At 46.2% G+C, this 24,501-nt stretch carries 23 protein-coding genes; 6 read left to right on the top strand and 17 right to left on the bottom strand.

Features of this window, described 5'->3' with window-relative positions; translation table 11 throughout:
• Positions 1-48: 48 nt before the first annotated feature.
• On the bottom strand, positions 49-1,572 hold the full coding sequence (locus BS333_RS00305) for a YifB family Mg chelatase-like AAA ATPase (RefSeq protein WP_021709718.1): 1,524 nt from the start codon (positions 1,570-1,572) through the stop codon (positions 49-51).
• 448 nt (positions 1,573-2,020) lie between these two features.
• Here BS333_RS00305 and ilvG point away from each other — a divergent pair, with 448 nt between their 5' ends.
• From ilvG to ilvA, 5 genes are read left to right on the top strand one after another with little or no spacing between them, the layout of a single operon-like run.
• Complete coding sequence (ilvG, locus tag BS333_RS00300; RefSeq protein ID WP_021709717.1) at positions 2,021-3,667, top strand: acetolactate synthase 2 catalytic subunit; 1,647 nt, start codon at positions 2,021-2,023, stop codon at positions 3,665-3,667.
• Between the two features lie 11 nt (positions 3,668-3,678).
• Positions 3,679-3,963: an acetolactate synthase 2 small subunit gene (gene ilvM / locus BS333_RS00295; protein ID WP_021709716.1), complete on the top strand. Its 285-nt coding sequence runs from the start codon at positions 3,679-3,681 to the stop codon at positions 3,961-3,963.
• A gap of 12 nt (positions 3,964-3,975) precedes the next feature.
• Positions 3,976-4,914 carry a branched-chain-amino-acid transaminase gene (ilvE, locus tag BS333_RS00290; protein ID WP_021709715.1) on the top strand — a complete coding sequence of 313 codons (939 nt, stop codon included), beginning with the start codon at positions 3,976-3,978 and terminating at the stop codon, positions 4,912-4,914.
• Positions 4,915-4,926: 12 nt separating this feature from the next.
• The gene (ilvD, locus tag BS333_RS00285) at positions 4,927-6,768 is read left to right on the top strand and encodes a dihydroxy-acid dehydratase (RefSeq protein WP_021709714.1); all 1,842 of its coding nucleotides are present in this window, start codon (positions 4,927-4,929) and stop codon (positions 6,766-6,768) included.
• Positions 6,769-6,771: 3 nt separating this feature from the next.
• On the top strand, positions 6,772-8,319 hold the full coding sequence (ilvA, locus tag BS333_RS00280; RefSeq protein ID WP_021709713.1) for a threonine ammonia-lyase, biosynthetic: 1,548 nt from the start codon (positions 6,772-6,774) through the stop codon (positions 8,317-8,319).
• Positions 8,320-8,354: 35 nt separating this feature from the next.
• Here the strand turns inward: ilvA and punR are convergent, their stop codons facing one another.
• Complete coding sequence (gene punR, locus BS333_RS00275) at positions 8,355-9,260, bottom strand: DNA-binding transcriptional activator PunR (protein ID WP_021709712.1); 906 nt, start codon at positions 9,258-9,260, stop codon at positions 8,355-8,357.
• A gap of 153 nt (positions 9,261-9,413) precedes the next feature.
• Between punR and punC the strand changes: the two genes are divergently transcribed.
• The gene (gene punC, locus BS333_RS00270; protein WP_033003722.1) at positions 9,414-10,619 is read left to right on the top strand and encodes a purine nucleoside transporter PunC; all 1,206 of its coding nucleotides are present in this window, start codon (positions 9,414-9,416) and stop codon (positions 10,617-10,619) included.
• A 77-nt stretch (positions 10,620-10,696) separates the two neighbouring features.
• On the opposite strand, the gene glmU is transcribed toward punC, so the two are convergent.
• From glmU to mioC, 15 genes are all read right to left on the bottom strand, one after another.
• On the bottom strand, positions 10,697-12,058 hold the full coding sequence (glmU, locus tag BS333_RS00265; RefSeq protein WP_021709710.1) for a bifunctional UDP-N-acetylglucosamine diphosphorylase/glucosamine-1-phosphate N-acetyltransferase GlmU: 1,362 nt from the start codon (positions 12,056-12,058) through the stop codon (positions 10,697-10,699).
• 147 nt (positions 12,059-12,205) lie between these two features.
• A complete protein-coding gene (locus BS333_RS00260; protein ID WP_021709709.1) occupies positions 12,206-12,628 on the bottom strand; it encodes a F0F1 ATP synthase subunit epsilon in 423 nt (140 codons plus the stop codon).
• 18 nt (positions 12,629-12,646) lie between these two features.
• Positions 12,647-14,050: a F0F1 ATP synthase subunit beta gene (atpD, locus tag BS333_RS00255; RefSeq protein ID WP_021709708.1), complete on the bottom strand. Its 1,404-nt coding sequence runs from the start codon at positions 14,048-14,050 to the stop codon at positions 12,647-12,649.
• Positions 14,051-14,085: 35 nt separating this feature from the next.
• A complete protein-coding gene (atpG, locus tag BS333_RS00250; protein WP_021709707.1) occupies positions 14,086-14,952 on the bottom strand; it encodes a F0F1 ATP synthase subunit gamma in 867 nt (288 codons plus the stop codon).
• Between the two features lie 44 nt (positions 14,953-14,996).
• The gene (gene atpA, locus BS333_RS00245; protein WP_021709706.1) at positions 14,997-16,538 is read right to left on the bottom strand and encodes a F0F1 ATP synthase subunit alpha; all 1,542 of its coding nucleotides are present in this window, start codon (positions 16,536-16,538) and stop codon (positions 14,997-14,999) included.
• Positions 16,539-16,550: 12 nt separating this feature from the next.
• The gene (gene atpH / locus BS333_RS00240; protein ID WP_021709705.1) at positions 16,551-17,084 is read right to left on the bottom strand and encodes a F0F1 ATP synthase subunit delta; all 534 of its coding nucleotides are present in this window, start codon (positions 17,082-17,084) and stop codon (positions 16,551-16,553) included.
• Between the two features lie 14 nt (positions 17,085-17,098).
• Positions 17,099-17,569, bottom strand: coding sequence for a F0F1 ATP synthase subunit B (gene atpF / locus BS333_RS00235; RefSeq protein WP_021709704.1), 471 nt, complete (start codon positions 17,567-17,569; stop codon positions 17,099-17,101).
• 56 nt (positions 17,570-17,625) lie between these two features.
• Entirely contained in the window at positions 17,626-17,883 is a 258-nt protein-coding gene (gene atpE / locus BS333_RS00230) for a F0F1 ATP synthase subunit C (RefSeq protein WP_005372317.1), read from the bottom strand.
• Positions 17,884-17,939: 56 nt separating this feature from the next.
• Positions 17,940-18,752 (bottom strand): F0F1 ATP synthase subunit A, encoded by an 813-nt coding sequence (gene atpB / locus BS333_RS00225; RefSeq protein WP_021709703.1) that lies wholly within the window; start codon positions 18,750-18,752, stop codon positions 17,940-17,942.
• An 8-nt stretch (positions 18,753-18,760) separates the two neighbouring features.
• Positions 18,761-19,150, bottom strand: coding sequence for a F0F1 ATP synthase subunit I (locus BS333_RS00220; protein ID WP_021709702.1), 390 nt, complete (start codon positions 19,148-19,150; stop codon positions 18,761-18,763).
• Positions 19,151-19,344: 194 nt separating this feature from the next.
• Entirely contained in the window at positions 19,345-20,226 is an 882-nt protein-coding gene (locus BS333_RS00215) for a ParB/RepB/Spo0J family partition protein (protein WP_021709701.1), read from the bottom strand.
• A 23-nt stretch (positions 20,227-20,249) separates the two neighbouring features.
• Complete coding sequence (locus BS333_RS00210) at positions 20,250-21,023, bottom strand: ParA family protein (protein WP_021709700.1); 774 nt, start codon at positions 21,021-21,023, stop codon at positions 20,250-20,252.
• 10 nt (positions 21,024-21,033) lie between these two features.
• Complete coding sequence (gene rsmG, locus BS333_RS00205) at positions 21,034-21,672, bottom strand: 16S rRNA (guanine(527)-N(7))-methyltransferase RsmG (protein WP_021709699.1); 639 nt, start codon at positions 21,670-21,672, stop codon at positions 21,034-21,036.
• Entirely contained in the window at positions 21,672-23,567 is a 1,896-nt protein-coding gene (mnmG, locus tag BS333_RS00200; protein WP_021709698.1) for a tRNA uridine-5-carboxymethylaminomethyl(34) synthesis enzyme MnmG, read from the bottom strand. The genes rsmG and mnmG overlap by 1 nt, the downstream gene beginning before the upstream one ends.
• A gap of 469 nt (positions 23,568-24,036) precedes the next feature.
• The gene (mioC, locus tag BS333_RS00195) at positions 24,037-24,477 is read right to left on the bottom strand and encodes an FMN-binding protein MioC (RefSeq protein WP_021709697.1); all 441 of its coding nucleotides are present in this window, start codon (positions 24,475-24,477) and stop codon (positions 24,037-24,039) included.
• Positions 24,478-24,501: the final 24 nt, after the last annotated feature.

The following is a 24,501-nucleotide window of genomic DNA, read 5'->3' as shown; positions in this document are numbered from 1 at the left end:
ACCTAGCTTGCTGCCAAAGCTCATGGCACAGTTAAGGGCTTATGCTCCCTACACCGCCTGAGCAGTAAGCTGTTTGAGCAATCGGTCCATGGCTCGATAGCCTAGAGCTTCGGCTAAATGTGAACGCTCGATTTGTTGCGCCCCTTCAAGATCGGCAATGGTGCGAGCAACCTTAATGATGCGATGATAAGCACGGATCGACAAACCCAATCGATGCAGCGCATTTTCTAAAAACTCAGCATCACTTTTTTGTAAAGGACAGAAAGCCTCGATCTCGCGACTGCCTAATAGAGCGTTGACCTTGCCACTTCGATTTAACATATCATCTCTGGCTTGATTCACCCGCGCTTTCACCACCGAAGTCGGTTCTCCACGATCGCCGCCCTCAGACAAAGTTCCTTTCGGTAGCGCAGGGATCTCTAGCGACATATCAAAGCGATCGAGCAAAGGTCCAGACAGACGCCCCAAATAACGGAGGATCGCTTGTGGATTGGTTCGTGCTTGATTGCCTTCATAGTATCCAGTTGGACTGGGGTTCAGTGCCCCTACCAGTTGGAATCTTGCTGGAAAGCGGGTTTTACCTTGGGCCCGAGAAATAATGATCTCACCGGATTCTAATGGTTCTCGGAGCGAGTCGAGCACTTTACGATCAAACTCAGGCATTTCATCAAGAAACAGCAACCCATTATGTGCCAAGGAAATTTCACCAGGTCGAGGGATTGAACCTCCTCCAACTAAGGCTGCCATTGAACTTGAATGATGTGGAGAACGGAACGGACGCTGTTTCCAATTATGTTCATTGATATCACTTTGCGTCAAAGAAGCCACTGCGGCCGTTTGCATTGCTTCTTCGTCACTCATTTCCGGCAGTAAATCGCACAGTCGTGAGGCTAACATGGTCTTGCCTGTACCCGGAGGCCCCAAAAATAGTAAGTTATGATTGCCTGCAGCGGCAATTTCCAAGGCACGCTTACCTTGTTGCTGACCAATAATATCCTGCAAGTCACGACTCTGATTGCTGGCTGTATTTTTTCTCGGTGCTTGATAAAGATCCAACTGATGCTGACCACACAATTCAGCACAGACTTCCAATAAAGATTGTGCAGATTTATGATGCTCTTTCCCCACCAAAGCAGCCTGATCGCCATTCGCATGAGGAACAACTAAGTGACGCTGACTCTTATTTGCAGCCAGTGCCGCGGGCAGCACTCCTTTCACCCTTCTCAACCCTCCAGATAAAGCTAATTCGCCGACAAATTCATATTTATCCAACCTATCTGTCACGATCTGCTGTGAAGCTGCAAGAATTCCTAGCGCGATGGGTAAGTCAAATCGTCCTCCCTCTTTAGGTAAATCTGCTGGAGCAAGATTGACCGTGATCCGTTTGGCAGGAAACTGAAAGTTTGAATTAACGATCGCACTTCGAACACGATCTTTAGACTCTTTGACGGTGGTTTCAGGTAGCCCCACCAGAGTAAAGCCCGGCATCCCATTGCTGATGTGTACTTCGACACTGACCGCTGGAGCTTGAACTCCAACACTTGCCCGACTGTGAATGATTGCCAACCCCATAATTTCCTCAATTGTGTCCACGATGTAAACCAGATCTGTTAGATATAGCCTGCCTTTGTGAACAGTTAATATGAAAAAAGAATGAGTTTTTGCTTGTCATGTAACAGATTTGTATGTTACCACTAGTGATGAAAAGCATTTCGTAGAACATTAGATAAGATTTTAACGAAAAGAATAACGACAGACAGATGAATACATTCGCTCGCATCAACGCACTACTACTCCTGATTATCGTGGTCATTATTGACACCGCGCGGGGGAGTGTGAGCGAAAAGTAAACACACATTAGAAAAAGCCCCCGCACTGCAAAGTCCGGGGGCTTTTTTACAACTACATGTTGTCAACGGTCCAAACCGGACGGGTTAACGGGAAGAATGGGAGCGCACATGAAGTGCAACAAACAAGGAATTGACTACCAGCCTCAAGGTAGCAAAATAGGAGGTCTTCGATGACTGGAGCACAACTTGTCGTCGCGGCACTGAAGCAGCAAGGCATTGATACCGTATTTGGCTACCCCGGTGGCGCAATCATGCCAATTTATGATGCGCTTTATGATGGCGGCGTCGAGCACATTTTATGCCGACATGAGCAAGGGGCAGCAATGGCTGCAATTGGTATGGCACGTGCCACACAAGATGTTGCGGTGTGTATGGCCACATCGGGCCCAGGTGCAACCAATTTAGTCACAGGCCTTGCTGATGCCTTTCTTGACTCCATACCTCTCGTCGCCATTACAGGTCAGGTTGCAAGTTCTCATATTGGTACCGATGCCTTCCAAGAAATGGATGTGATTGGTATGTCTCTTTCTTGTACCAAACACAGCTATCTAGTAACGGATATTGCAGAGCTAGCACCGACATTGGCGGAAGCGTTCGAAGTCGCAAAGGCAGGTCGTCCGGGTCCTGTGGTCGTCGACATTGCTAAAGATGTTCAACTTGCCCAGACACCAACCACACAACTGCCCAGCTTCGCTAAGCCCGACGCACCGCAAGCCAGTCAAGCCGATATTCAGCGCGCTCAACAGGTGCTGAGCACATCCACCCGCCCTGTTTTATACGTCGGTGGCGGTGTTCAATTGGCTAAAGCAACCGAAGCGGTCAGAGAATTTTTACGTTTAAATCCCATGCCAGCAGTCAGCACTTTGAAAGGGTTAGGCACCATCGAGCGCCATGATCCTCATTACCTTGGCATGTTAGGTATGCACGGCACAAAAGCAGCAAACTTAGTCGTGCAAGAGTGTGATTTGTTGATTGTTGTTGGTGCACGCTTTGATGATCGCGTCACAGGTAAGCTCGACACCTTTGCGCCTAATGCCAAAGTCATTCATATCGACATTGATGCTGCTGAAATCCACAAACTGCGTCATGCTAATGCACCACTTAGGGGTGAAATTAAGGCCATTCTTCCTCAGCTTGAGCTCACCCATGACATCAGCCCGTGGGTCCATCATTGTGAAAGTCTTCGCAGTGGTTTCAAGTGGCGTTATGATCACCCTGGCGAGCTTATTTATGCGCCCCTGTTGCTCAAGCAACTGTCGGATATGATGCCTGATAGCGCCATCGTCTCTACCGATGTAGGCCAACATCAAATGTGGGCCGCTCAGCACATTCAGCCACGTGAACCACAAAACTTCATCACTTCTGCAGGCCTTGGCACTATGGGTTTTGGTTTACCTGCAGCAATGGGAGCGGCGGTGGCTCGTCCTGATGACCAATCTATCCTTATCACAGGTGATGGCTCGTTCATGATGAACATTCAGGAGTTAGGCACACTGAAACGTCGCCAGATCCCAGTAAAAGTTGTTCTGCTCAACAACCAACGTCTTGGTATGGTACGCCAGTGGCAGTCACTTTTCTTTGATGGCCGCCATAGTGAAACCATCCTTGATGATAATCCTGATTTCGTCATGCTGGCCAAAGCATTCGATATTCCGGGCCAAACCATAACCAAAAAAGAACAAGTCGAACCGGCTCTCAAAGCGATGCTAGAAAGTAAGACTTCTTACTTACTTCACGTTTTAATCGACGAAGAAGAAAACGTATGGCCACTTGTACCACCAGGTGCGTCAAACAGTGATATGTTAGAGAACACGTAGGAAGCACTCAAATGGACAGATATTTACTCGACATTAAAGCCGATGACAAACCGGTCCTGTTAGAGCGTGTACTTCGTGTCACTCGCCATAGAGGGTTTGTGATCAAACAGGTTGCAGCAACACAGAATCACGCCAGTAAAGTGGCGAGCGTCGAGCTGATTGTCGACAGTGATCGGCCAATCTCTTTTTTAGTTAATCAAATTGAAAAGTTGTGGGACATTCGCTCAGTAGACGTTCTCAAAATTCGTAATGATGAGCTTCCAAACCACAACCTACAACAACACGTCAGTGCATAAGGAAAGCAACACATGGCAACAAATACTGCAGATTTCATTTGGTTCAATGGCAAAATGGTTCCGTGGGCAGAAGCAAACGTACACGTATTAACTCACGCTATGCACTACGGCACCTCAGTTTTTGAGGGCGTTCGCTGCTATAATACGCCAAAAGGCCCAATTGTATTTCGCCACAGAGAGCATGCCCAACGCTTAAAAGATTCGGCCAAGATTTATCGTTTCCCGATCCCATTTTCAGTTGAAGAAATCATGGAAGCGACACGTGAAACACTGCGCCAGAATAAGCTTGATAGCGCGTACATTCGTCCACTCGGCTTTGTAGGCAACGTCGGGCTTGGTGTCTGCCCTCCGGTTGGTACAGAAATGGACCTGATCATTGCCGCTTTCCCTTGGGGCTCTTACCTCGGTGAAGATGCACTGGAAAAAGGTGTCGATGCAATGATTTCGAGCTGGAATCGTGCCGCACCCAACACCATCCCTACTGCAGCAAAAGCAGGCGGTAACTACCTATCTTCCCTACTGGTTGGCGGTGAAGCTCGTCGCCACGGTTATGATGAAGGTATTGCATTGAGCGTCGATGGCTACCTGTCTGAAGGTGCTGGTGAAAATATCTTTGTTATCAAAGATGGCGTGATCACAACACCACCAGCCACCAGTGCCATTTTACCCGGAATTACTCGTGACTCGATCATGACCATTGCACGTGATATGGGCTATGAAGTTCGTGAAGCCAATATTGCTCGCGAAGCCCTTTACCTTGCTGACGAAGTCTTTATGACGGGTACCGCCGCCGAAGTGGTCCCTGTTGCGAGCATCGATAAAATTGAAGTTGGCAGCGGTAAACGCGGCCCTATCACCAAAGTACTCCAAGAGGCCTACTTCGGCCTGTTCAAAGGCACCACTGAAGATAAGTGGGGCTGGTTAGACTATGTGTACCCCGAGCAGAAGTAAGAGAGATTAGCAATGCCAAAATACAGATCAGCCACCACAACACATGGCCGTAATATGGCAGGAGCACGCGCCCTGTGGCGTGCAACTGGCGTTAAAGATGAAGACTTCGGTAAGCCTATCATTGCTGTCGTAAACTCGTTTACTCAATTTGTTCCCGGTCACGTACACCTAAAAGACATGGGTCAGCTTGTAGCACGTGAAATTGAAAAAGCAGGTGGCATCGCCAAGGAATTCAACACCATCGCCGTAGATGATGGTATCGCAATGGGCCATGGAGGCATGCTTTATTCATTGCCATCTCGTGAGCTGATCGCCGATTCTGTTGAATACATGGTGAACGCTCACTGTGCCGATGCCATGGTGTGTATCTCTAACTGCGATAAAATCACACCAGGAATGATGATGGCCGCGATGCGACTTAATATCCCTGTCATTTTTGTTTCTGGTGGCCCGATGGAAGCGGGGAAAACTAAGCTGTCCGATCAGATCATCAAACTAGACCTCGTTGATGCGATGATCCAAGGTGCTGATCCAAAAGTGTCTGATGAACAAAGCGAACAGATCGAGCGCAGTGCATGTCCAACTTGTGGATCGTGTTCAGGCATGTTTACCGCAAACTCGATGAACTGCCTAACGGAAGCGCTCGGTCTTTCACAACCAGGTAATGGCTCAATGTTGGCAACGCACGCTGACCGTGAACAACTGTTCCTTAATGCAGGTCGTCGCATCGTTGAACTGACTCGTCGTTACTACGAGCAAGATGACGAGTCAGCACTGCCACGCAACATCGCTACGTTTGATGCTTTCGAAAACGCAATGGCACTGGACATCGCAATGGGTGGCTCAACCAACACCATTCTGCACCTACTGGCAGCAGCGCAAGAAGGTGAAGTGGATTTTGATATGGAAGACATCGATCGCCTATCTCGCCAAGTGCCGCATTTATGTAAAGTCGCGCCATCTACTCAGAAATATCACATGGAAGACGTACACCGTGCTGGTGGTGTGATGGCCATTCTTGGTGAGCTAGACCGTGGGGGTCTACTACACAATGATGCGCGCACCGTACTTGGTCTTTCGATGAAAGAGCAGTTGGCGAAATACGACATCATGCAAACCGAAGACAAAGACGTCCTGACGTTTTACCGTGCTGGTCCTGCAGGTATCCGAACCACACAAGCTTTCTCACAAGATTGTCGCTGGGATCGCCTTGATGACGACCGCGTTGAAGGCTGTATCCGAAGCATCGATCATGCTTTTAGCCAAGAAGGTGGCTTAGCGGTTCTATCAGGCAACATCGCATTAGATGGCTGTATCGTTAAGACAGCAGGCGTTGATGAGAGCATTCATAAGTTCACAGGCCCAGCCGTAGTATTTGAAAGCCAAGAAGACGCCGTGGAAGGCATCTTAGGCGGCAAAGTCAAAGCAGGCGACGTGGTTGTTATCCGCTACGAAGGCCCTAAAGGTGGTCCGGGCATGCAAGAAATGCTTTACCCAACCACTTACCTAAAATCGATGGGGCTTGGTAAAGAGTGTGCTCTTCTAACTGACGGCCGTTTCTCTGGTGGAACATCAGGCTTGTCTATCGGTCACGCTTCGCCTGAAGCTGCAAACGGCGGTGCGATTGGTCTGGTAAAACAAGGCGATATGATCGCGATTGATATTCCAAATCGTTCAATTTCACTTCAAGTTTCTGAACAAGAACTTGCTGAGCGACGTGCAAAACAAGACGAGCTAGGCTGGAAACCTTTAGACCGCCAACGTAACGTTTCTTTTGCACTTAAAGCTTATGCCAGTATGGCGACCAGTGCTGACAAAGGTGCAGTACGAGACAAGTCTAAGCTAGAGGACTAGCTTATGAGCGATAGTGTACTTTCTGGTCAACAACCACAAACTGGTGCAGATTATCTGCGCCAGATCTTACGAGCGCCTGTGTATGAAGTTGCGACAGTGACCCCACTGCAAGAGATGCCTCGTCTTGCCGCTCGTATTGGTAACAATGTACAAATCAAGCGTGAAGATCGCCAACCGGTGCACTCGTTCAAACTGCGTGGTGCATACAACATGGTAGCGAGCCTATCTGACACACAGAAAACCGCTGGAGTGATTGCGGCATCGGCAGGTAACCACGCTCAAGGCATGGCACTTTCTGGTACTAAGCTGGGGATTAAAACCACCATTGTGATGCCAAAGACCACCCCAGACATCAAAGTCGATGCGGTACGCAGTTTCGGTGGCAACGTAGTGTTGCATGGCAATAACTTTGATGAGGCGAAAGCTGAAGCTGAACGTTTATCAGAGCTACATGGTTACACCTTTGTACCACCTTTCGATCATCCATTAGTGATTGCAGGACAAGGTACTATCGGCATGGAAATGCTGCAGCAAAATGGCCACTTAGATTACATTTTCGTCCCTGTCGGTGGTGGTGGCTTGGCAGCCGGTGTTGCAGTACTTGTGAAACAACTGATGCCAGAAATCAAAGTCATCGCGGTTGAACCAGAAGACTCTTCTTGTCTTAAAGCTGCATTAGACGCAGGCCAGCCTGTCGTGCTAGATCAAGTTAGCATGTTTGCTGATGGTGTTGCAGTAAAACGCATTGGTGAAGAGACCTTTCGCCTGTGCCAAAAATACATTGATGGCCATATCGCGGTCTCCAGTGATGAAATCTGCGCAGCCGTCAAAGACATCTTTGAAGATACACGAGCGATCGCCGAACCTTCAGGTGCACTCGCTCTCGCAGGCCTAAAAAAGTTCGCGGAACAGAACAAGCTCAAAGACAAAAACCTTGCTACAGTCCTGTCTGGTGCAAACACCAACTTCCATGGCCTACGTTATGTTTCTGAGCGCTGCGAACTGGGTGAGAAGCGAGAAGGTCTCCTCGCAGTAACCATTCCAGAGCGTCAAGGAGCATTCTTTGAGTTTTGTCACTTAATCGGTGGTCGAGCCGTAACGGAATTTAACTACCGTTACAATGATGATGCTTTAGCCAACATCTTTGTGGGTGTGCGTTTGCAAGGCGGCCAGGAAGAACTGGACAACATCATTCGTGATTTACGAGACGGTGGCTACCCTGTGGTTGATTTATCTGATGACGAAATGGCGAAGCTGCACGTGCGCTACATGATTGGTGGTAAGCCATCTAAGTCACTTAAAGAACGGCTGTACAGCTTTGAATTCCCAGAATACCCAGGAGCACTGCTTAAGTTCTTAAGTACACTCGGCACCCATTGGAATATCAGCCTGTTTAACTACCGTAATCACGGTGCAGATTATGGCCGTGTTCTCTGTGGTTTCGAGCTAGATGAGCATGATTTAGCCCAATTTTCCGCACATTTACGTGAACTTGGCTATCGATGCAAAGATGAGACGGACAATCCGTCGTATCAGTTTTTCTTATCCTAGCAACCATAAAGCCACTTTTCGCCAAAGTGGCTTTATTATTCACACTCCAGCCAATCTTGATACAGTTGACTTGAGGTGCCCAAATAATCAACCATCCATTGAATCAATCGGTGATTATCCTCTTTACGCCATACCAAACAACACTGGCTAAGCGGTTTATTATCCAATAAAACTTTTTCCACCAGCACACCTTGATGAATCAACGGCATCGCAATATGTCGAGGCATGTAGCCGACCCCAACACCATTCTTTAAACATTCAATCGCACTGAACCAGTTCGGTAGTAGCAAGCGGCGCTGTTTTGGATAATACCCGGTATAGCGTTTTGGCAACACGTTCGATGTATCATCTAAGCAGATCGCTGGAAATTGACTGACAAATGCTTCGTTGAGTACTTGCTGATGAACACAAGGGTGATTCGGAGACATCACAAAAGCCCAATCCAAAACGCCCATTTCTTTGATTTCAAAATCACCACTAACAGGAATGGCAGCCGTCGCACCAATCACGATATCGGCTCGCTGCTGAGCAATGGCCTCCCAGCAACCGTTAAACACTTCCATGTTGATCTGTAATTCAGCAAATTCAAACTCACGATAAAAATCTTCAATCAAAGGCTTAAGTTTGTCGAGCTTAACCACATTGTCCAAAGTGATCTTAAGGGTCGATTGCCAACCATTAGCGACTCGTTGTGTTTGTGCTTTGACTTCGGCCATCTGTCGCAATAACAGCCGAGCTTCAGCAATAAAAAGTTCTCCCGCAGACGTCAGCTCGACTTTTCGTGGCAAACGATGAAACAACACAACACCCAACTCTTGTTCCACCTGACGAACGCCATAACTGATCGCCGAAGGTACTTTATGCAGAACTTCTGCAGCCGCAGTAAAACTGCCCAAGCGTGCAACCGTATCAAGCATCTCTAACGAAGATTTTGAGAACATCAATATCGACCCTTCAAAAATTTTGATTGATAACCAACAATTTTAGCGTTTCATTTTCTTAAAATCGAAAAATAGAATAGTAAGCCAAATAATTAAGGGTTAGTGAGAACTAACACTGAACCACATTGATTAAATAATTTGATTGGTTGACTCATGAAAATCTCAAAACTCCAGCTTGTTTACCTCGCAGCTTTATCGATGCTCGGCTTTATTGCAACAGACATGTATTTACCCGCATTCAAAGTCATGGAAGTAGACTTTGCGACAGGCCCTGAACACATCGCTCTATCATTAACAGTATTTCTTGTTGGCATGGCTTTTGGTCAATTAATATGGGGACTGGCTTCTGATAAGTTTGGTCATCGTAATACGTTAGCTGCTGGCTTGGCACTGTTTACTGTTGCCTCATTTGGCCTGGCCTTTAGTGAGCAAGTTTGGCAGTTACTCACATTGCGCTTTGTTCAAGCAATCGGCGTATGCGCTCCTGCGGTCATTTGGCAGGCCATGGTGATAAAACGCTACTCGAGTCAAAGTCAGCAGATCTTTGCCACTATCATGCCGTTGGTTGCTTTATCACCTGCCCTTGCCCCTCAACTTGGTGTGTTACTAGCCGACAACTTTGGCTGGCATAGTATTTTTGTTACGTTAACCTTAATGGGCGTACTGCTGGTCGTGGCAACCATGACTCAAAAAGATGAAACACCAGAAATAAAGCAAACCAGCATGTCGACTGACATTAAAGCACTCTTAGGATCGAAAACGTATCTCGGTAATGTGCTGATGTTTGCAACAGCCTCTGCCGCTTTCTTTGCTTACCTAACCGGTATGCCAGAGATCATGTCTCAACTTGGCTACCAAGCAAAAGACATTGGTTTAAGCTTTATCCCGCAAACGATCGCTTTTATGGTCGGTGGTTACTTAGGCAAGGTGGGCGTTCGTAAATATGGCGATGCGAAAGTACTGCTTCAGCTAATTGGTCTGTTTAGTGTTGCTGCGCTACTTATCTTTGTTGCATCACAATGGCACTTGACCTCTATCTGGCCAATCCTCGCGCCATTTTGCTTAATTGCAGTAGCAAATGGCGCACTTTACCCAATCGTGGTAAATCGTGCATTAGCAAGTGCGAAACAAAGCCCTGCGACCGCTGCTGGTCTACAAAATAGTCTGCAAATTACCGTAAGCAGCCTAGCAAGTGCACTGGTAGCCGCGATGGCCAGCCAAGCTCAGTTAGTAACCGGGATCGCGATCGTCATTTGTATGGGCGGATTATGGATAGGTTACATTCTATCAAACCGTGAGCTAGCAAAGCATTTCACACCGCCTGATAACGCTCGCGTAGTCCGCGAAGAAGACATGTAATTCACACTGTTCGATATAGACAACAAAGCCGCTGATTGTAAGCGGCTTTGTTTTTTACGATGAGCAGTAATGGAGACTTACTTTTGTTTTACTGGACGTTGCCATCCGGCGATTTTACGTTCTTTAACGCGCGTAATCACCAGTTCACCTTCTGCTACGTCTTTGGTCAAGGTTGTCCCAGCTCCAATCGTTGCACCATCAGCAATAGAGACTGGCGCGACTAGCTGGCTATCAGACCCAACAAAAACATCGTTACCAATGAGAGTCTTAAATTTGTTCGCACCGTCATAGTTACACGTGATGGTGCCTGCACCAATATTCGTACGCTGACCAATCTCGGCATCACCTAGGTAAGTGAGGTGATTTGCTTTAGAACCTTCACCAATACGCGTATTTTTTACTTCAACGAAGTTACCTACGTGAGAATCGTTACGCATCTCGGCACCAGGACGCAGGCGTGTGAATGGACCAACTGTACATTCTTCACCAACTGTTGCGCCTTCAATTACGCTGTATGGGCGAACGATGGTGTTATCGTCTATTTCACAGTCTTTCAGTACACAACCAGCGCCGATGACAACATTATCACCCAGTGATACCTTGCCTTCAATGATCACGTTGACGTCGATTTCACAGTCCATACCGCATTGCAGTTCACCGCGTAGGTCAAAACGTGCTGGATCACGCAGCATTACGCCTTGCTCTAGTAGCTTCTGCGCCTGCATTGACTGGAATGCACGCTCAAGACGAGCCAATTGCGCACGATCGTTGACCCCTTCCACTTCAATGGCATTAACTGGGTGAACCGCTTCAACTGCACGGCCTTCGTCGTGCGCTGCTGCGATAACGTCGGTTAGGTAGTATTCGCCTTGCGCGTTTTCATTGTTTAGACCAGCAAGCCAGCGTTTCAGGTCACCACCTGTCGCCACCAGCACACCAGTGTTACATTCTTTGATAAGCTTTTGCTCTTCTGTGGCATCTTTTTGCTCAACGATCGCGACTACAGGGCCGTTTTTACGAATGATACGACCATAGCCCGTTGGGTTATCAAGCATCACGGTTAAGAGTGCGATACCACCCGTTGGTTGGGCATCTAATAGGTTTTCAATCGTTTCAGCAGAAATCAGCGGCACATCACCGTAAAGCACCAGCACTTTTTCATCGTCTTCAAACTTTGCAGAAGCTTGATCAACCGCATGGCCGGTACCTAATTGTTCCGCTTGCAGTACCCAGTTGACTGGCTCTTTTGCCAGAGTCTGCTGCATTTGATCACCACCATGACCAAAGACGAGGTGGATGTTTTGGGCTCCAAGACCAGTACATGTATCAATAACATGTTTTGCCATCGGTTTACCGGCTAAAGTATGCAGTACTTTAGGCATGTTAGAGTACATACGGGTCCCTTTACCCGCAGCAAGAATCACCGCGCTGAATTTCATTAGTAACCTATTGATGTTCTGAGTTCATTAACGTTTATTTTAACCATCTCGGTCTAAATAGTTAATGATGAAATATTAATTTCTAATAAAAATAAACAAAAAGGCGACCGAACGGTCGCCTTTGTCATGTAACGTAGCTAATTAAATTTAGCGACGCTTTTTGGTCAGCTCGATAACTCGTAGCTGAGCAATGGCTTTAGCCAGCTCACTGGCCGCTTGTGCAAAGTCCATATCGCCATGCTGGTTTTGGATATTCTCCTCAGCACGACGCTTGGCTTCTTCTGCCTTCGCTGCGTCTAGATCTTCACCACGAATCGCGGTATCAGCCAGTACTGTTGCCGTACCAGGCTGAACCTCGACCATACCACCAGAGACATAAATGAACTCTTCTTGGCCGTGCTGTTTCACAATACGCACCATACCAGGCTTAATAGCGGACAGCAGCGGAGTATGACCATGGAAAATACCAAGTTCACCTTCGCTACCGGTCACCTGAAACGTTTCTACGCGACCAGAGAAAAGACGCTTCTCTGCGCTGACTACGTCTAGGTGAAAGGTTATTGGTGCCATATCGCCTCCTAGTTAGCCTTATAGCTTCTTCGCATTCTCAAGAGCGTCTTCAATTGAACCGCAGTACATGAACGCTTGCTCTGGAATATCGTCGTAGTCACCAGCTAGAAGACCTTTGAAGCCACGTAGTGTCTCTTTAAGAGATACATAAACGCCAGGGTCACCAGTAAATACTTCCGCTACGTGGTAAGGCTGAGTTAGGAAACGCTCAATCTTACGTGCACGAGATACGACTTGCTTATCTGACTCAGATAGCTCATCCATACCAAGAATCGCAATGATGTCTTTCAGCTCTTTGTAGCGCTGAAGTGTCTGCTGAACGCCACGAGCGATGTCGTAGTGCTCTTGACCAACAACCAATGGATCAAGCTGACGAGATGTCGAATCCAGTGGGTCGATCGCAGGGTATAGACCCATTGACGCGATGTTACGGTTAAGTACAACCGTTGCATCTAAGTGCGCGAATGTTGTTGCCGGAGACGGGTCAGTCAAGTCATCCGCAGGTACGTATACCGCCTGTACAGAGGTGATAGAACCTTGCTTAGTTGACGTAATACGCTCCTGAAGAACACCCATCTCTTCTGCAAGAGTTGGCTGGTAACCTACCGCAGAAGGCATACGACCAAGGAGTGCTGATACTTCTGTACCTGCTAGCGTGTAACGGTAGATGTTATCAACGAACAGAAGTACGTCACGACCTTCGTCACGGAAACGCTCTGCCATTGTTAGACCCGTTAGAGCAACACGTAGACGGTTGCCCGGTGGCTCGTTCATCTGACCGTAAACCATTGCTACTTTAGATTCTTCAGGCTTCTCGATGTTTACAACACCCGCTTCCTGCATCTCGTAGTAGAAATCGTTACCTTCACGAGTACGCTCACCAACACCAGCAAATACTGATAGACCAGAGTGCTGAAGTGCGATGTTGTTGATAAGTTCCATCATGTTAACGGTCTTACCTACACCTGCACCACCGAATAGACCGATTTTACCACCCTTAGCGAATGGACAAATCAAGTCGATTACTTTAACACCTGTTTCTAGAAGTGCTGTCTCGTTTGATTGTTCTTCGTAGCTTGGTGCTTCACGGTGGATAGAGTAAGTCTCTTCCGCACCGATCTCACCACGCTCATCAATCGCGTCACCTAGGACGTTCATGATACGACCTAGCGTTTTAGTACCTACTGGTACTGAAATTGGAGCGCCAGTGTTTACCACTTCCACACCGCGACGTAAACCATCAGAGCTACCCATTACGATACAACGAACTACGCCACCGCCTAGCTGTTGTTGAACCTCAAGAACAAGACGCTCTTTTGATTCTGTAACGTTTAGAGCGTCGTATACACTTGGTACATCGCTCTGTGGGAACTCTACGTCGACTACCGCACCGATGATCTGTACGATCTTACCTGTAGCCATCGTTAATCCTCTAAACTAATTCGTTTTACCTAAGCTTAAACCGCAGCTGCACCACTAACGATTTCCGACAGTTCTTGTGTAATCGCCGCTTGACGGGCTTTGTTGTACACAAGCTCTAAGTCTTCAATCAAGTTAGATGCGTTATCCGTTGCAGCCTTCATAGCAATCATTCGTGCCGCTTGCTCACAAGCAAGGTTTTCAACCACACCTTGGTATACCTGAGACTCTACGTAACGCACTAATAGTGCATCCAGCAAAGGCTTTGGTTCAGGTTCATAGATGTAGTCCCATGAATGCTCACGCTGCATCTCTTCGCTGTCTGATTTAGGCAAAGGAAGCAATTGATCGATCGTTGGTTGTTGAACCATAGTGTTAACAAACTTGTTAAAGACTACGTATAAACGGTCCAACTCACCTTCATCGTATTTCTTCAGCATAACGCTAACCGAGCCGATTAGATCTTCTAAGCTTGGACGATCGCCAAGACCAGAAACCTGAGCGACCACTTTTGCGCCACCACTGTTAAAGAAAGCTGTCGCTTTTGAACCGACTACCGCCAGTTCAACTTCAGCACCTTTCTCTTTCCATGTTTGCATATCTGTGACAGCTTTTTTGAACACGTTAATGTTCAAACCACCACACAGACCACGGTCTGTCGAAACGATGATGTACCCAACACGTTTAGCTTCACGCTCTTCTAGATACGGATGACTGTACTCTAGATTTGCATTTGCTACATGACCGATCACTTTACGCATGGTTTCAGCATATGGACGAGAAGCTTCCATCGACTCCTGAGAGCGACGCATTTTTGAAGCTGCTACCATTTCCATTGCTTTCGTAATTTTCTGCGTGCTTTTAACACTACCGATTTTATTACGTATCTCTTTTGCGCCGGCCATCGTTACTCTCCGTTAGTTGGTGGCAGAATCTGCCACCGACCTAATTACCAAGTTTGGGTTGCTACGAAATCGTCAGTCAGTTTCTTCAACTGAGTTTCAACTTCATCGTTGTATTTACCCGTCTTGTCGATCTCAGCTGCAAGTTCAGCATATTGACCGCGAGCGAACGATAGAAGAGCCGCTTCGAAATCTAGCAATTTGTTGATTTCGATATCAGCTAAATAGCCACGCTCTGCCGCAAAGATAACCAGAGCTTGATCAAAAACAGACATTGGAGCGTATTGCTTTTGCTTCATCAGTTCTGTTACTTTTTGACCATGGTCTAGCTGTTTCTTCGTCGCTTCATCAAGATCAGAAGAGAACTGAGCAAACGCTGCAAGTTCACGGTACTGAGCTAGTGCAGTACGGATACCGCCAGATAGCTTCTTGATGATTTTCGTCTGAGCTGAACCACCTACACGAGATACTGAGATACCTGGATCAACTGCTGGGCGAATGCCTGAGTTGAATAGCTCAGTTTGTAGGAAGATCTGACCATCGGTAATCGAGATTACGTTAGTCGGTACGAACGCAGAAACGTCACCAGCTTGAGTTTCAATGATAGGAAGCGCAGTCAAAGAACCGGTCTTACCTTTCACTTCACCATTAGTGAAACGCTCTACATACTCTTCGCTAACACGAGCTGCACGCTCTAGTAGACGAGAGTGAAGGTAGAATACGTCACCTGGGAATGCCTCACGGCCTGGTGGACGTTTAAGTAGTAGAGAGATCTGACGATAAGCAACCGCTTGTTTAGATAGATCATCGTAAACAATCAGAGCATCTTCACCGCGATCGCGGAAGTATTCACCCATCGCACAACCTGCGTATGGCGCTAGGTATTGCAGCGCTGCAGATTCAGAAGCTGATGCAACAACAACGATCGTGTTAGATAGTGCGCCGTGCTCTTCTAGTTTGCGAACTACGTTAGCGATAGTCGATGCTTTCTGACCGATTGCTACGTAAATTGAGAAAATACCAGAATCTTTCTGGTTAATAATCGCATCGATCGCCATTGCTGTTTTACCAGTCTGACGGTCACCGATTACAAGCTCACGCTGACCACGACCGATTGGGATCATTGAGTCAACAGATTTGTAACCTGTTTGTACAGGCTGATCAACCGATTTACGGTCGATTACACCTGGTGCGATTACTTCAACAGGCGAAGTCATTTTCGCTTCGATTGGACCTTTACCATCGATAGGTTCACCTAGCGTGTTCACTACGCGACCTAGTAGTTCTGGACCAACTGGCACTTCAAGAATGCGGCCAGTACCTGTTACTTTCATGCCTTCCCTAAGGTCAGCATATGGGCCCATTACAACCGCACCAACCGAGTCACGCTCAAGGTTAAGTGCTAGTGCATAACGGCCACCCGGTAATTCAATCATTTCACCTTGCATCACGTCCGCTAGGCCGTGAATGCGGATGATACCATCGCTTACCGATACGATAGTACCTTCGTTACGAGCTTCACTTACAACGTCGAAAGATTCGATACGCTGTTTGATCAGATCGCTAATTTCCGTGGAATTAAGTTGCATGCTCCATCCCCATTAAGACTGCAATGCATCACTCAGGCGGTTCAAACGACCACGCGCTGAGTCATCGATGACTAGGTCTCCGGCTCGAATAATAACCCCACCAAGTAGGGTCTCATCTACGCTGCAATTCAGCTTCACTTTACGTTCAAGACGTACTTCAAGTTTGCTGCCGATATTTGCAATTTGCTCATCAGAAAGCTCTGTTGCTGAAATCACTTCAACATCAATTTGCTTCTCATGTTCTTTCTTCAAGATGAAGAATTGCTCACAAACATCGGGAAGGGCCGTTAGACGACCATTCTCAGCCATAACCTTAATTAGGTTCTGGCCAAACGCATCAACTTGTTCACCACAAACAGCAACAAACACTTCTACCGCTTTTTCAGCTGATACAGAGCCAGTTAAAAGCTCTTGTATTTGTTCGTTTTTGGCAACTTCAGCAGCAAAAGACAACATTTGGCCCCATTGGTCCAACTGGTCTTTCTCTACCGCAAAGTCAAAAGCTGCTTTAGCATAGGGGCGTGCGATTGTAGTCAAATCAGACATATGCGCCCCCAGACTTAAAGTTTTGCAGTAATGTTGTCGAGAATATCTTTCTGAGCATCTTTATCGATAGAACGCTCCAGAATTTTCTCAGCACCAGCTACAGCCAGAGCAGCAACTTGTTTGCGCAGCTCATCGCGTGCACGATTGCGTTCAGCTTCAAGCTCAGATTCTGCTTGTGTTAGGATTTTCTGGCGTTCTGCCTGAGCTTCCTCACGAGCTTCGTCGATGATTTGAGACTTACGCTTGTTCGCTTGATCGATGATCTCCGTTGCTGTGCGCTTCGCTTCTTTCAATTGTTCAGAAGCGTTGGCTTGTGCTAGATCCAAGTCTTTTGCAGCACGTTCGGCTGCCTGAAGGCCATCAGAAATTTTCTTCTGACGCTCTTCAATCGCTTGCATCAATGGTGGCCATACATACTTCATGCAGAACCACACAAACAGTGCAAACGAGATTGCTTGACCTAGCAGGGTTGCGTTTATATTCACAACAGCTACTCCCTTTTAAGAATCAACTACAAAATTACAATTAACAGCGTGGTTAATTAGCCTGCTAGTTGACCCACAAATGGGTTTGCGAAAGTGAATAGTAGCGCGATTACGATACCGATCATTGGAACCGCATCAAGTAGACCCGCGATGATGAACATCTTAACTTGTAGCATAGGAGCCATTTCTGGTTGACGTGCTGCACCTTCTAGGAATTTACCACCTAGTAGTGCGAAACCAATCGCTGTACCAAGAGAAGCAAGACCGACGATAATACCTACGGCGATTGCAGAAAAGCTCAGTAAAGTTTCCATTACTATCTCCAATTTATAGTTGTTGGCTTAGTGCCCAAATAAAAAGCTTAAAAAAATTAATGATCAGAGTCTTCGTGTGCCATTGACAAGTAAACGATTGTCAACATCATAAATACGAAGGCTTGGATCGTAATAACCAAGATATGGAAGATTGCCCACGGTAGTGAACCCATCCATTGTAAGTACCATGGTAGCATCGCCGCACAAAGAATGAATACAACCTCACCCGCGAACATGTTACCGAATAAACGCATACCAAGAGAAAGAGGCTTCGCCAGTAGCGATACCACTTCAATCAATAGGTTAAACGGAATCATCAGAGGGTGATTGAATGGATGTAGTGCAAGTTCTTTTGCGAATCCACCTAGACCTTTCACTTTAATGCTGTAGTAAATCATCAAAGCAAAAACACCTAGAGCCATAGCCATGGTGATATTCACATCAGCAGATGGTACAACCTTAAGATAAGGAATACCTAGCCAATGCTCTGCTGGATAAGGCAAGAAGTCGATCGGGACAAGATCCATCACGTTCATCAAGAATACCCAACAAAAGATAGTTAGTGCTAAAGGAGCGATCAGTGGATTGCGTCCATGAAAAGTATCTTTGACGTTTTCCGCGACAAATTCTACTATCATTTCTACAGCACACTGAAGCTTACCCGGTACACCCGTTGTTGATCTCTTTGCTACTTTGTAAAAAATTCCAAGGAAAATTAAACCAGTAAACCAAGAAAAAAACAGACTATCGATATGTACGTTCCAGAAACCTGTCTCCTCCGCTACCAAGCCTAACTTAGCTAAAGATAGGTTTGATAAGTGGTGGGCAATGTAACCGGACGATGTTAGCGCTTCACCTGGCGCAGCCATAACTCATCCTATTTCTTGTTGTTAATGAAAAGCACTGGTGCAAAGATATTAATACCTAGTACCAGCAAATAGGTTAGTTTGAGGGGAACAAGTTCCACCTGCATATACATGTAGGCAACACAGAACAACACAACCGTGATAAGAATTTTCAGAGCTTCACCCGTGTAGAATGATGCTGCAATACGCTTAGCAGCGCGAGCGCCACTAAACATAAATGCAAAAAAAGCAAACACTGCATTGGCAACGACAAAAATGCCTCCACCAATCAACGCTGAAAATCCCCATTTAGGGTTCACGGCCATCGCCATTCCTGCCGCCACAAAAATAACCGCGCCAGACTGGATCATTAACAATTGCTTTGCAAGCTCTCGTCCTGGCCTAGCTAACGCAGCCACCATGTATTCGTACCTCTAGTAATATCCATTCGCACTGACTCATTTGTGCATGGAAAGAGAAATCGGCAAAAATTATACGATGCAAACAGTTGAATGCAATGAGATTGCATTAAAAACTTACAGTTTTGTTTACATACCGACAACTTTTGCTCAAAATTCGGTTAAATCGATTAATTGACTTGAATCAATTATCTCATCTAGGAGTGTAGCTTGGCAATCAGTAGATCTAATTTGTGAGGCTCATCAAGACTTATTGTCACTTTTGCCTTCCCGTTCGCAGTTCGCACTAAACAAACCTGAGCATCAAGCAACTGACTCAGTTTTTGCGATATTTGTTCTGCTTCAACATCTGCTTGTTGAACGTTGTGCTCATTTTTAGGCATTAAGTGCTTTTTTACTAACTGTTCGGTTTGACGAACGGTCATTTGCTTCTTCGCAACTTGCTGTGCCACTGCCACTTGCTCCTCGCCATCAAGGGCTAATAAAGCACGGGCGTGACCCATTTCAAGTTTCTTATCGGCAACTAACGCTTTGACTTCTGATTCCAGCTGATTAAGACGCAACAAGTTACTCACGGTGGCTCTTGATTTACCAATTACCTCAGCAACTTGTTGGTGTGTTAGGGTGAATTCATCTTGTAAGCGCTCAAGGGCTTGCGCTTCTTCGATGACGTTCAAATCTTCACGTTGTATGTTTTCGATCAGTGCCATTGCAATGGCCGCTCGATCTTCAACGGTTTTAATCAAACAAGGTACGCGCTTAAGGCCCGCTTGTTTCGCAGCACGCCAACGACGCTCACCAGCGATGATCTCAAACTGATTCGCAGCAACTTCACGAACGACGATAGGCTGAATAATGCCTTGTGACTGAATCGATGCTGCAAGCTCTTCTAACGCTTCTGGTGCCATATCTTTGCGTGGTTGATACATACCAGGCTGAAGCTGACTCACTGACAATTCAACAAGTTCACCTTCGGTTGAAAGCGCCTGACTGTTCGAAGCAATATGCTGTTTTTCACGAGCTAACGAACTGGTCGACAACAATGCATCCAGCCCTTTTCCTAGACCACGCTTAGACATAGGAGAAATCCTTAGAGTAAATATTAAAGTTGGGTATCTTCGCGGCGAAGCATCTCACCTGCCAATGCTAAGTAGGCTTTCGCCCCTGCGGAGTATTTGTCGTAGTACATGGCTGGCTTACCATGACTTGGCGCCTCTGCTAAACGTACATTACGAGGAATTACTGTCCGATAGACCTTACTGCCAAAGTGCTTTTTAATTTGATCGGAAACTTCATTCGATAAACGATTGCGTGGATCGAACATGGTACGCAGTAAACCTTCAATCTTCAGGTGTTCATTAACCACCGCCGCTAATTTACTGATGGTATCCATAAGTGCAGTCAAACCTTCTAATGCAAAGTATTCACACTGCATTGGGACTAAGACCGAATCGGCCGCCGCCATCGCATTGATCGTCAGTAGGTTCAAAGAGGGAGGGCAATCAATAAAAATAAAGTCATAGTGATCACGTACAGGCGCTAGTGCATTTTTTAAGCGCACCTCACGGGCAAAGACTTCCATAAGCTTAATCTCTGCCGCAGTGACGTCACCATTAGCAGCAATAAGGTCATATTTCCCCGTCGTCTCGGTGCACACCACTTGATCAAAAGGCACTTCTTCGACCAGAAGATCGTAAGCTGTCGCATCGACCATGTATTTATCCACACCGCTAGCCATAGTGGCATTGCCTTGAGGATCGAGATCAATCACCAAAACTTTGCGCTTGGTTGCCGCCATAGACGCAGCTAAATTAATACACGTTGTTGTTTTACCTACGCCACCTTTTTGGTTGGCAATAGCGACAATTTTGCCCACAATGACCTCACTAATTATCCTTGCGCGATAAGATTACTAGATGACGCTCACCTTCTAACTCAGGAACAACCAAAGATATGATCTCTGTCACACTACACCACTCTGGCAACTGTTCTATCTCATTGTTAGGCTGTAAACCTTTTAATGCGAGAAAGACGCCCGTGTTTGCTTTTGGCAAATGCTGACACCATTCGACCATATCTGTCATTGAAGCAAAAGCTCGACTTAAAACGCCATCAAATTTTTCTTCAGGTTGGAACTCTTCAACTCGACTTTGGATAGGAGTCACATTTTTTAGTCCAAGAGCATGAACAACCTGCTTGAGAAAACGAATTCGCTTACCCAAACTATCCAATAAGAAGAATACTTTGTCTGGATTCATGATCGCCAGAGGAATGCCTGGCAATCCAGGTCCCGTACCAACATCGATAAAACGCTCACCTTCCGGTAAGTGATTACTCACTACGATACTATCGAGAATATGTTTAACCAACATTTCCTGAGGATCACGCACTGAGGTTAAGTTGTAAGCTTTATTCCATTTATCGAGCCATTCAACGTAAGCGATCAACTGCTCACGTTGCTGCTCAGAAACGGTTAATTCAGTCTGAGCAATTAAGCTATCGAGTTTGGTCCGTAGAGCGCTCATTATTCGTCCTCACCTTTTTTCAGCAGGCCGTGCTTCTTCAAATGAACAAGTAAAATTGAGATTGCAGCAGGAGTAACACCGGAAATACGAGATGCAATCCCAATACTTTCTGGCTTTGACTCGTTCAGCTTGGTGACAACTTCGTTTGACAGACCTTTGACGTCTTGGTAGTTCAAATCTGTCGGTAACTTAGTGTGCTCATGACGCAATGATTTTTCGATCTCATCTTGCTGACGCTTGATATAACCATCGTATTTCACTTGAATTTCAACTTGTTCTGCTGCTTGTTGATCGTCTAACGCAGGAGAGAATGCATCCAGTTGAGTCAATTGTGAGTAATTAATTTCTGGACGACGCAGAAGATCCTCACCACTGGCTTCACGGGCCATTGGTGTTTTCAATAACTTGTTCAACTCATCCACACCCGCTGAATTTGGATTCATCCAAGTTGATTTCAGGCGCTGACGTTCGGTTTCCATATTATCGATCTTTTGGTTAAAGCGAGCCCAACGAGCTTCATCAATCAAACCAAGTTGATGGGCTTTTTCTGTTAGACGCAGATCGGCATTATCTTCACGAAGCAACAGACGGTATTCAGCACGTGACGTGAACATACGGTACGGTTCTTTAGTCCCCATGGTCGATAAATCGTCAATCAATACTCCCATATAAGCTTGATCACGGCGTGGGCTCCAACCTTCTTTGTCTTGACTGTATAAACTCGCGTTAAGACCGGCCATCAAACCTTGTGCTGCCGCTTCTTCATAACCTGTTGTACCGTTAATTTGGCCAGCAAAGAACAAACCATTGATGAATTTTGTCTCATAGGTTTGTTTCAAATCTCGAGGATCAAAGAAATCGTACTCAATCGCATAACCTGGACGTACAATATGCGCGTTCTCAAACCCTTTCATTGAGCGAACGATCTGTACTTGAACGTCAAATGGTAAGCTGGTGGAAATACCATTCGGATACAACTCATGAGTGGTTAAACCCTCAGGTTCAATGAAAATTTGATGACTGTTCTTGTCCGCAAAGCGCATCACTTTATCTTCGATCGATGGGCAGTAACGAGGACCAATTCCTTCGATCACACCTGCATACATAGGGCTGCGATCAAGGTTGTCACGAATGACATCGTGGGTTTGTTCATTGGTGTGCGTAATGAAACATGGGATTTGGCGTGGATGCTGCTGACGGTTCCCCATAAATGAAAATACTGGGGTTGGATTATCACCGTGCTGCACTTCAAGTGCTGAAAAATCAACACTGCGCGCGTCAATTCGTGGTGGTGTGCCTGTTTTCAGACGATCAACACGAAATGGCAGTTCGCGTAAACGATCAGCAAGTGCGATCGATGGAGGATCGCCTGCACGGCCACCAGAAGAGCTTTCCATACCAATGTGTATCTTTCCGCCAAGAAAAGTTCCAACGGTCAATACAATCGCTTTGGCGCGGAATTTGAGACCCATTTGAGTCACAACCCCAACCGCACGATCATGTTCCACAATCAAATCGTCCACCGATTGCTGGAACAAGGTTAAATTAGGGGTATTTTCTAATCCATTACGAACATAGGCTTTGTAAAGAGCACGATCAGCTTGTGCACGAGTGGCTCGAACCGCTGGCCCTTTAGATGCATTAAGAGTTCTAAATTGAATACCTGCATGATCTATTGCTTCAGCCATTAGACCACCCATAGCGTCAACTTCTTTGACTAAGTGGCCTTTACCAATACCACCAATGGCCGGATTACAGGACATTTGGCCTAATGTATCGATGTTATGTGTTAGGAGAAGCGTTTTTTGTCCTGTGCGTGCAGATGCGAGTGCCGCTTCCGTTCCTGCGTGTCCGCCACCAACAACAATGACGTCAAAATTTTCGTGATAAAGCATGAACCGACCTCAGGTATTCAAAGGATTTTATGGACAGATAAAAAAGAGCGGTATTCTACCTTTTTTATCTCTGAGAGAGAATTGTTTTCTTATGTTAAACATTTTAGTCTCTGAATCTATTAATATAAGATCTTTATATATGATCTTTTATTGGATCTATTATTAGGATCCCACCTTTCTGTGGATAAGTGATAAATGATCAACAAGATCATGGATCTTTTTAAGATCATATCTTGTGATCATGATTGGATCTAAGTGAGGATTTCCTGGGATCAAAATGGCCACTTATACACAGGGGTAGAGATCGTAAAAAGTTATTAATTGGATAACTAAAGGAAGATCACTGGATTACACGATACTTATCCACAGATGGTTTGATGGGTTTTTAAGCACTTAAATCATTAAAGGTGGGAGTCGGACAGGTCTAAATCGTGGTAAAGAGCCGCTGAGCGACTCTCCATCACCATCATTATGCGTTAAAGCGGGCAAGATTTTCGTTTAACCACACCTCTGCGGCATCTTCAGGTACATCGTGACTGAGTACATCGATCTTCAAGCAGTCGCTGATAGGTGTTGCGCCAATGTCTTCTAACAGGTCGTAAGCATGTTGGCCTGCAGCACAGAACGTATCGTAACTTGAGTCACCAATCGCTATCACAGCAAACTTTACGTCTGCCATCTTAGGCGGTGTGTTTTGTAATGCAGCAATGAAAGGCTGAATGTTATCTGGGTATTCACCCGCGCCGTGAGTTGAAGTGATCACCAACCAAGTGCCTTGGTTTTCGATCGCAGACAACTCCGGCTGGTTGTGGATCGTTGTTTCAAAACCGTTCTCATTGAGTAGATCACTTAGGTGATCACCAACGTATTCTGCGCCACCTAACGTACTGCCTGTAATAATGTGGATCATGTGTCTTCCTTTATTGAGCCTCAC

The sequence above is a fragment of the Vibrio azureus genome, from assembly GCF_002849855.1.
In the GTDB taxonomy this organism is placed as follows: Bacteria; Pseudomonadota; Gammaproteobacteria; order Enterobacterales; family Vibrionaceae; genus Vibrio; species Vibrio azureus.
The sequence above is the reverse complement of the archived record's forward strand: the minus strand, read 5'-3'. Positions and strand labels throughout refer to the sequence as shown.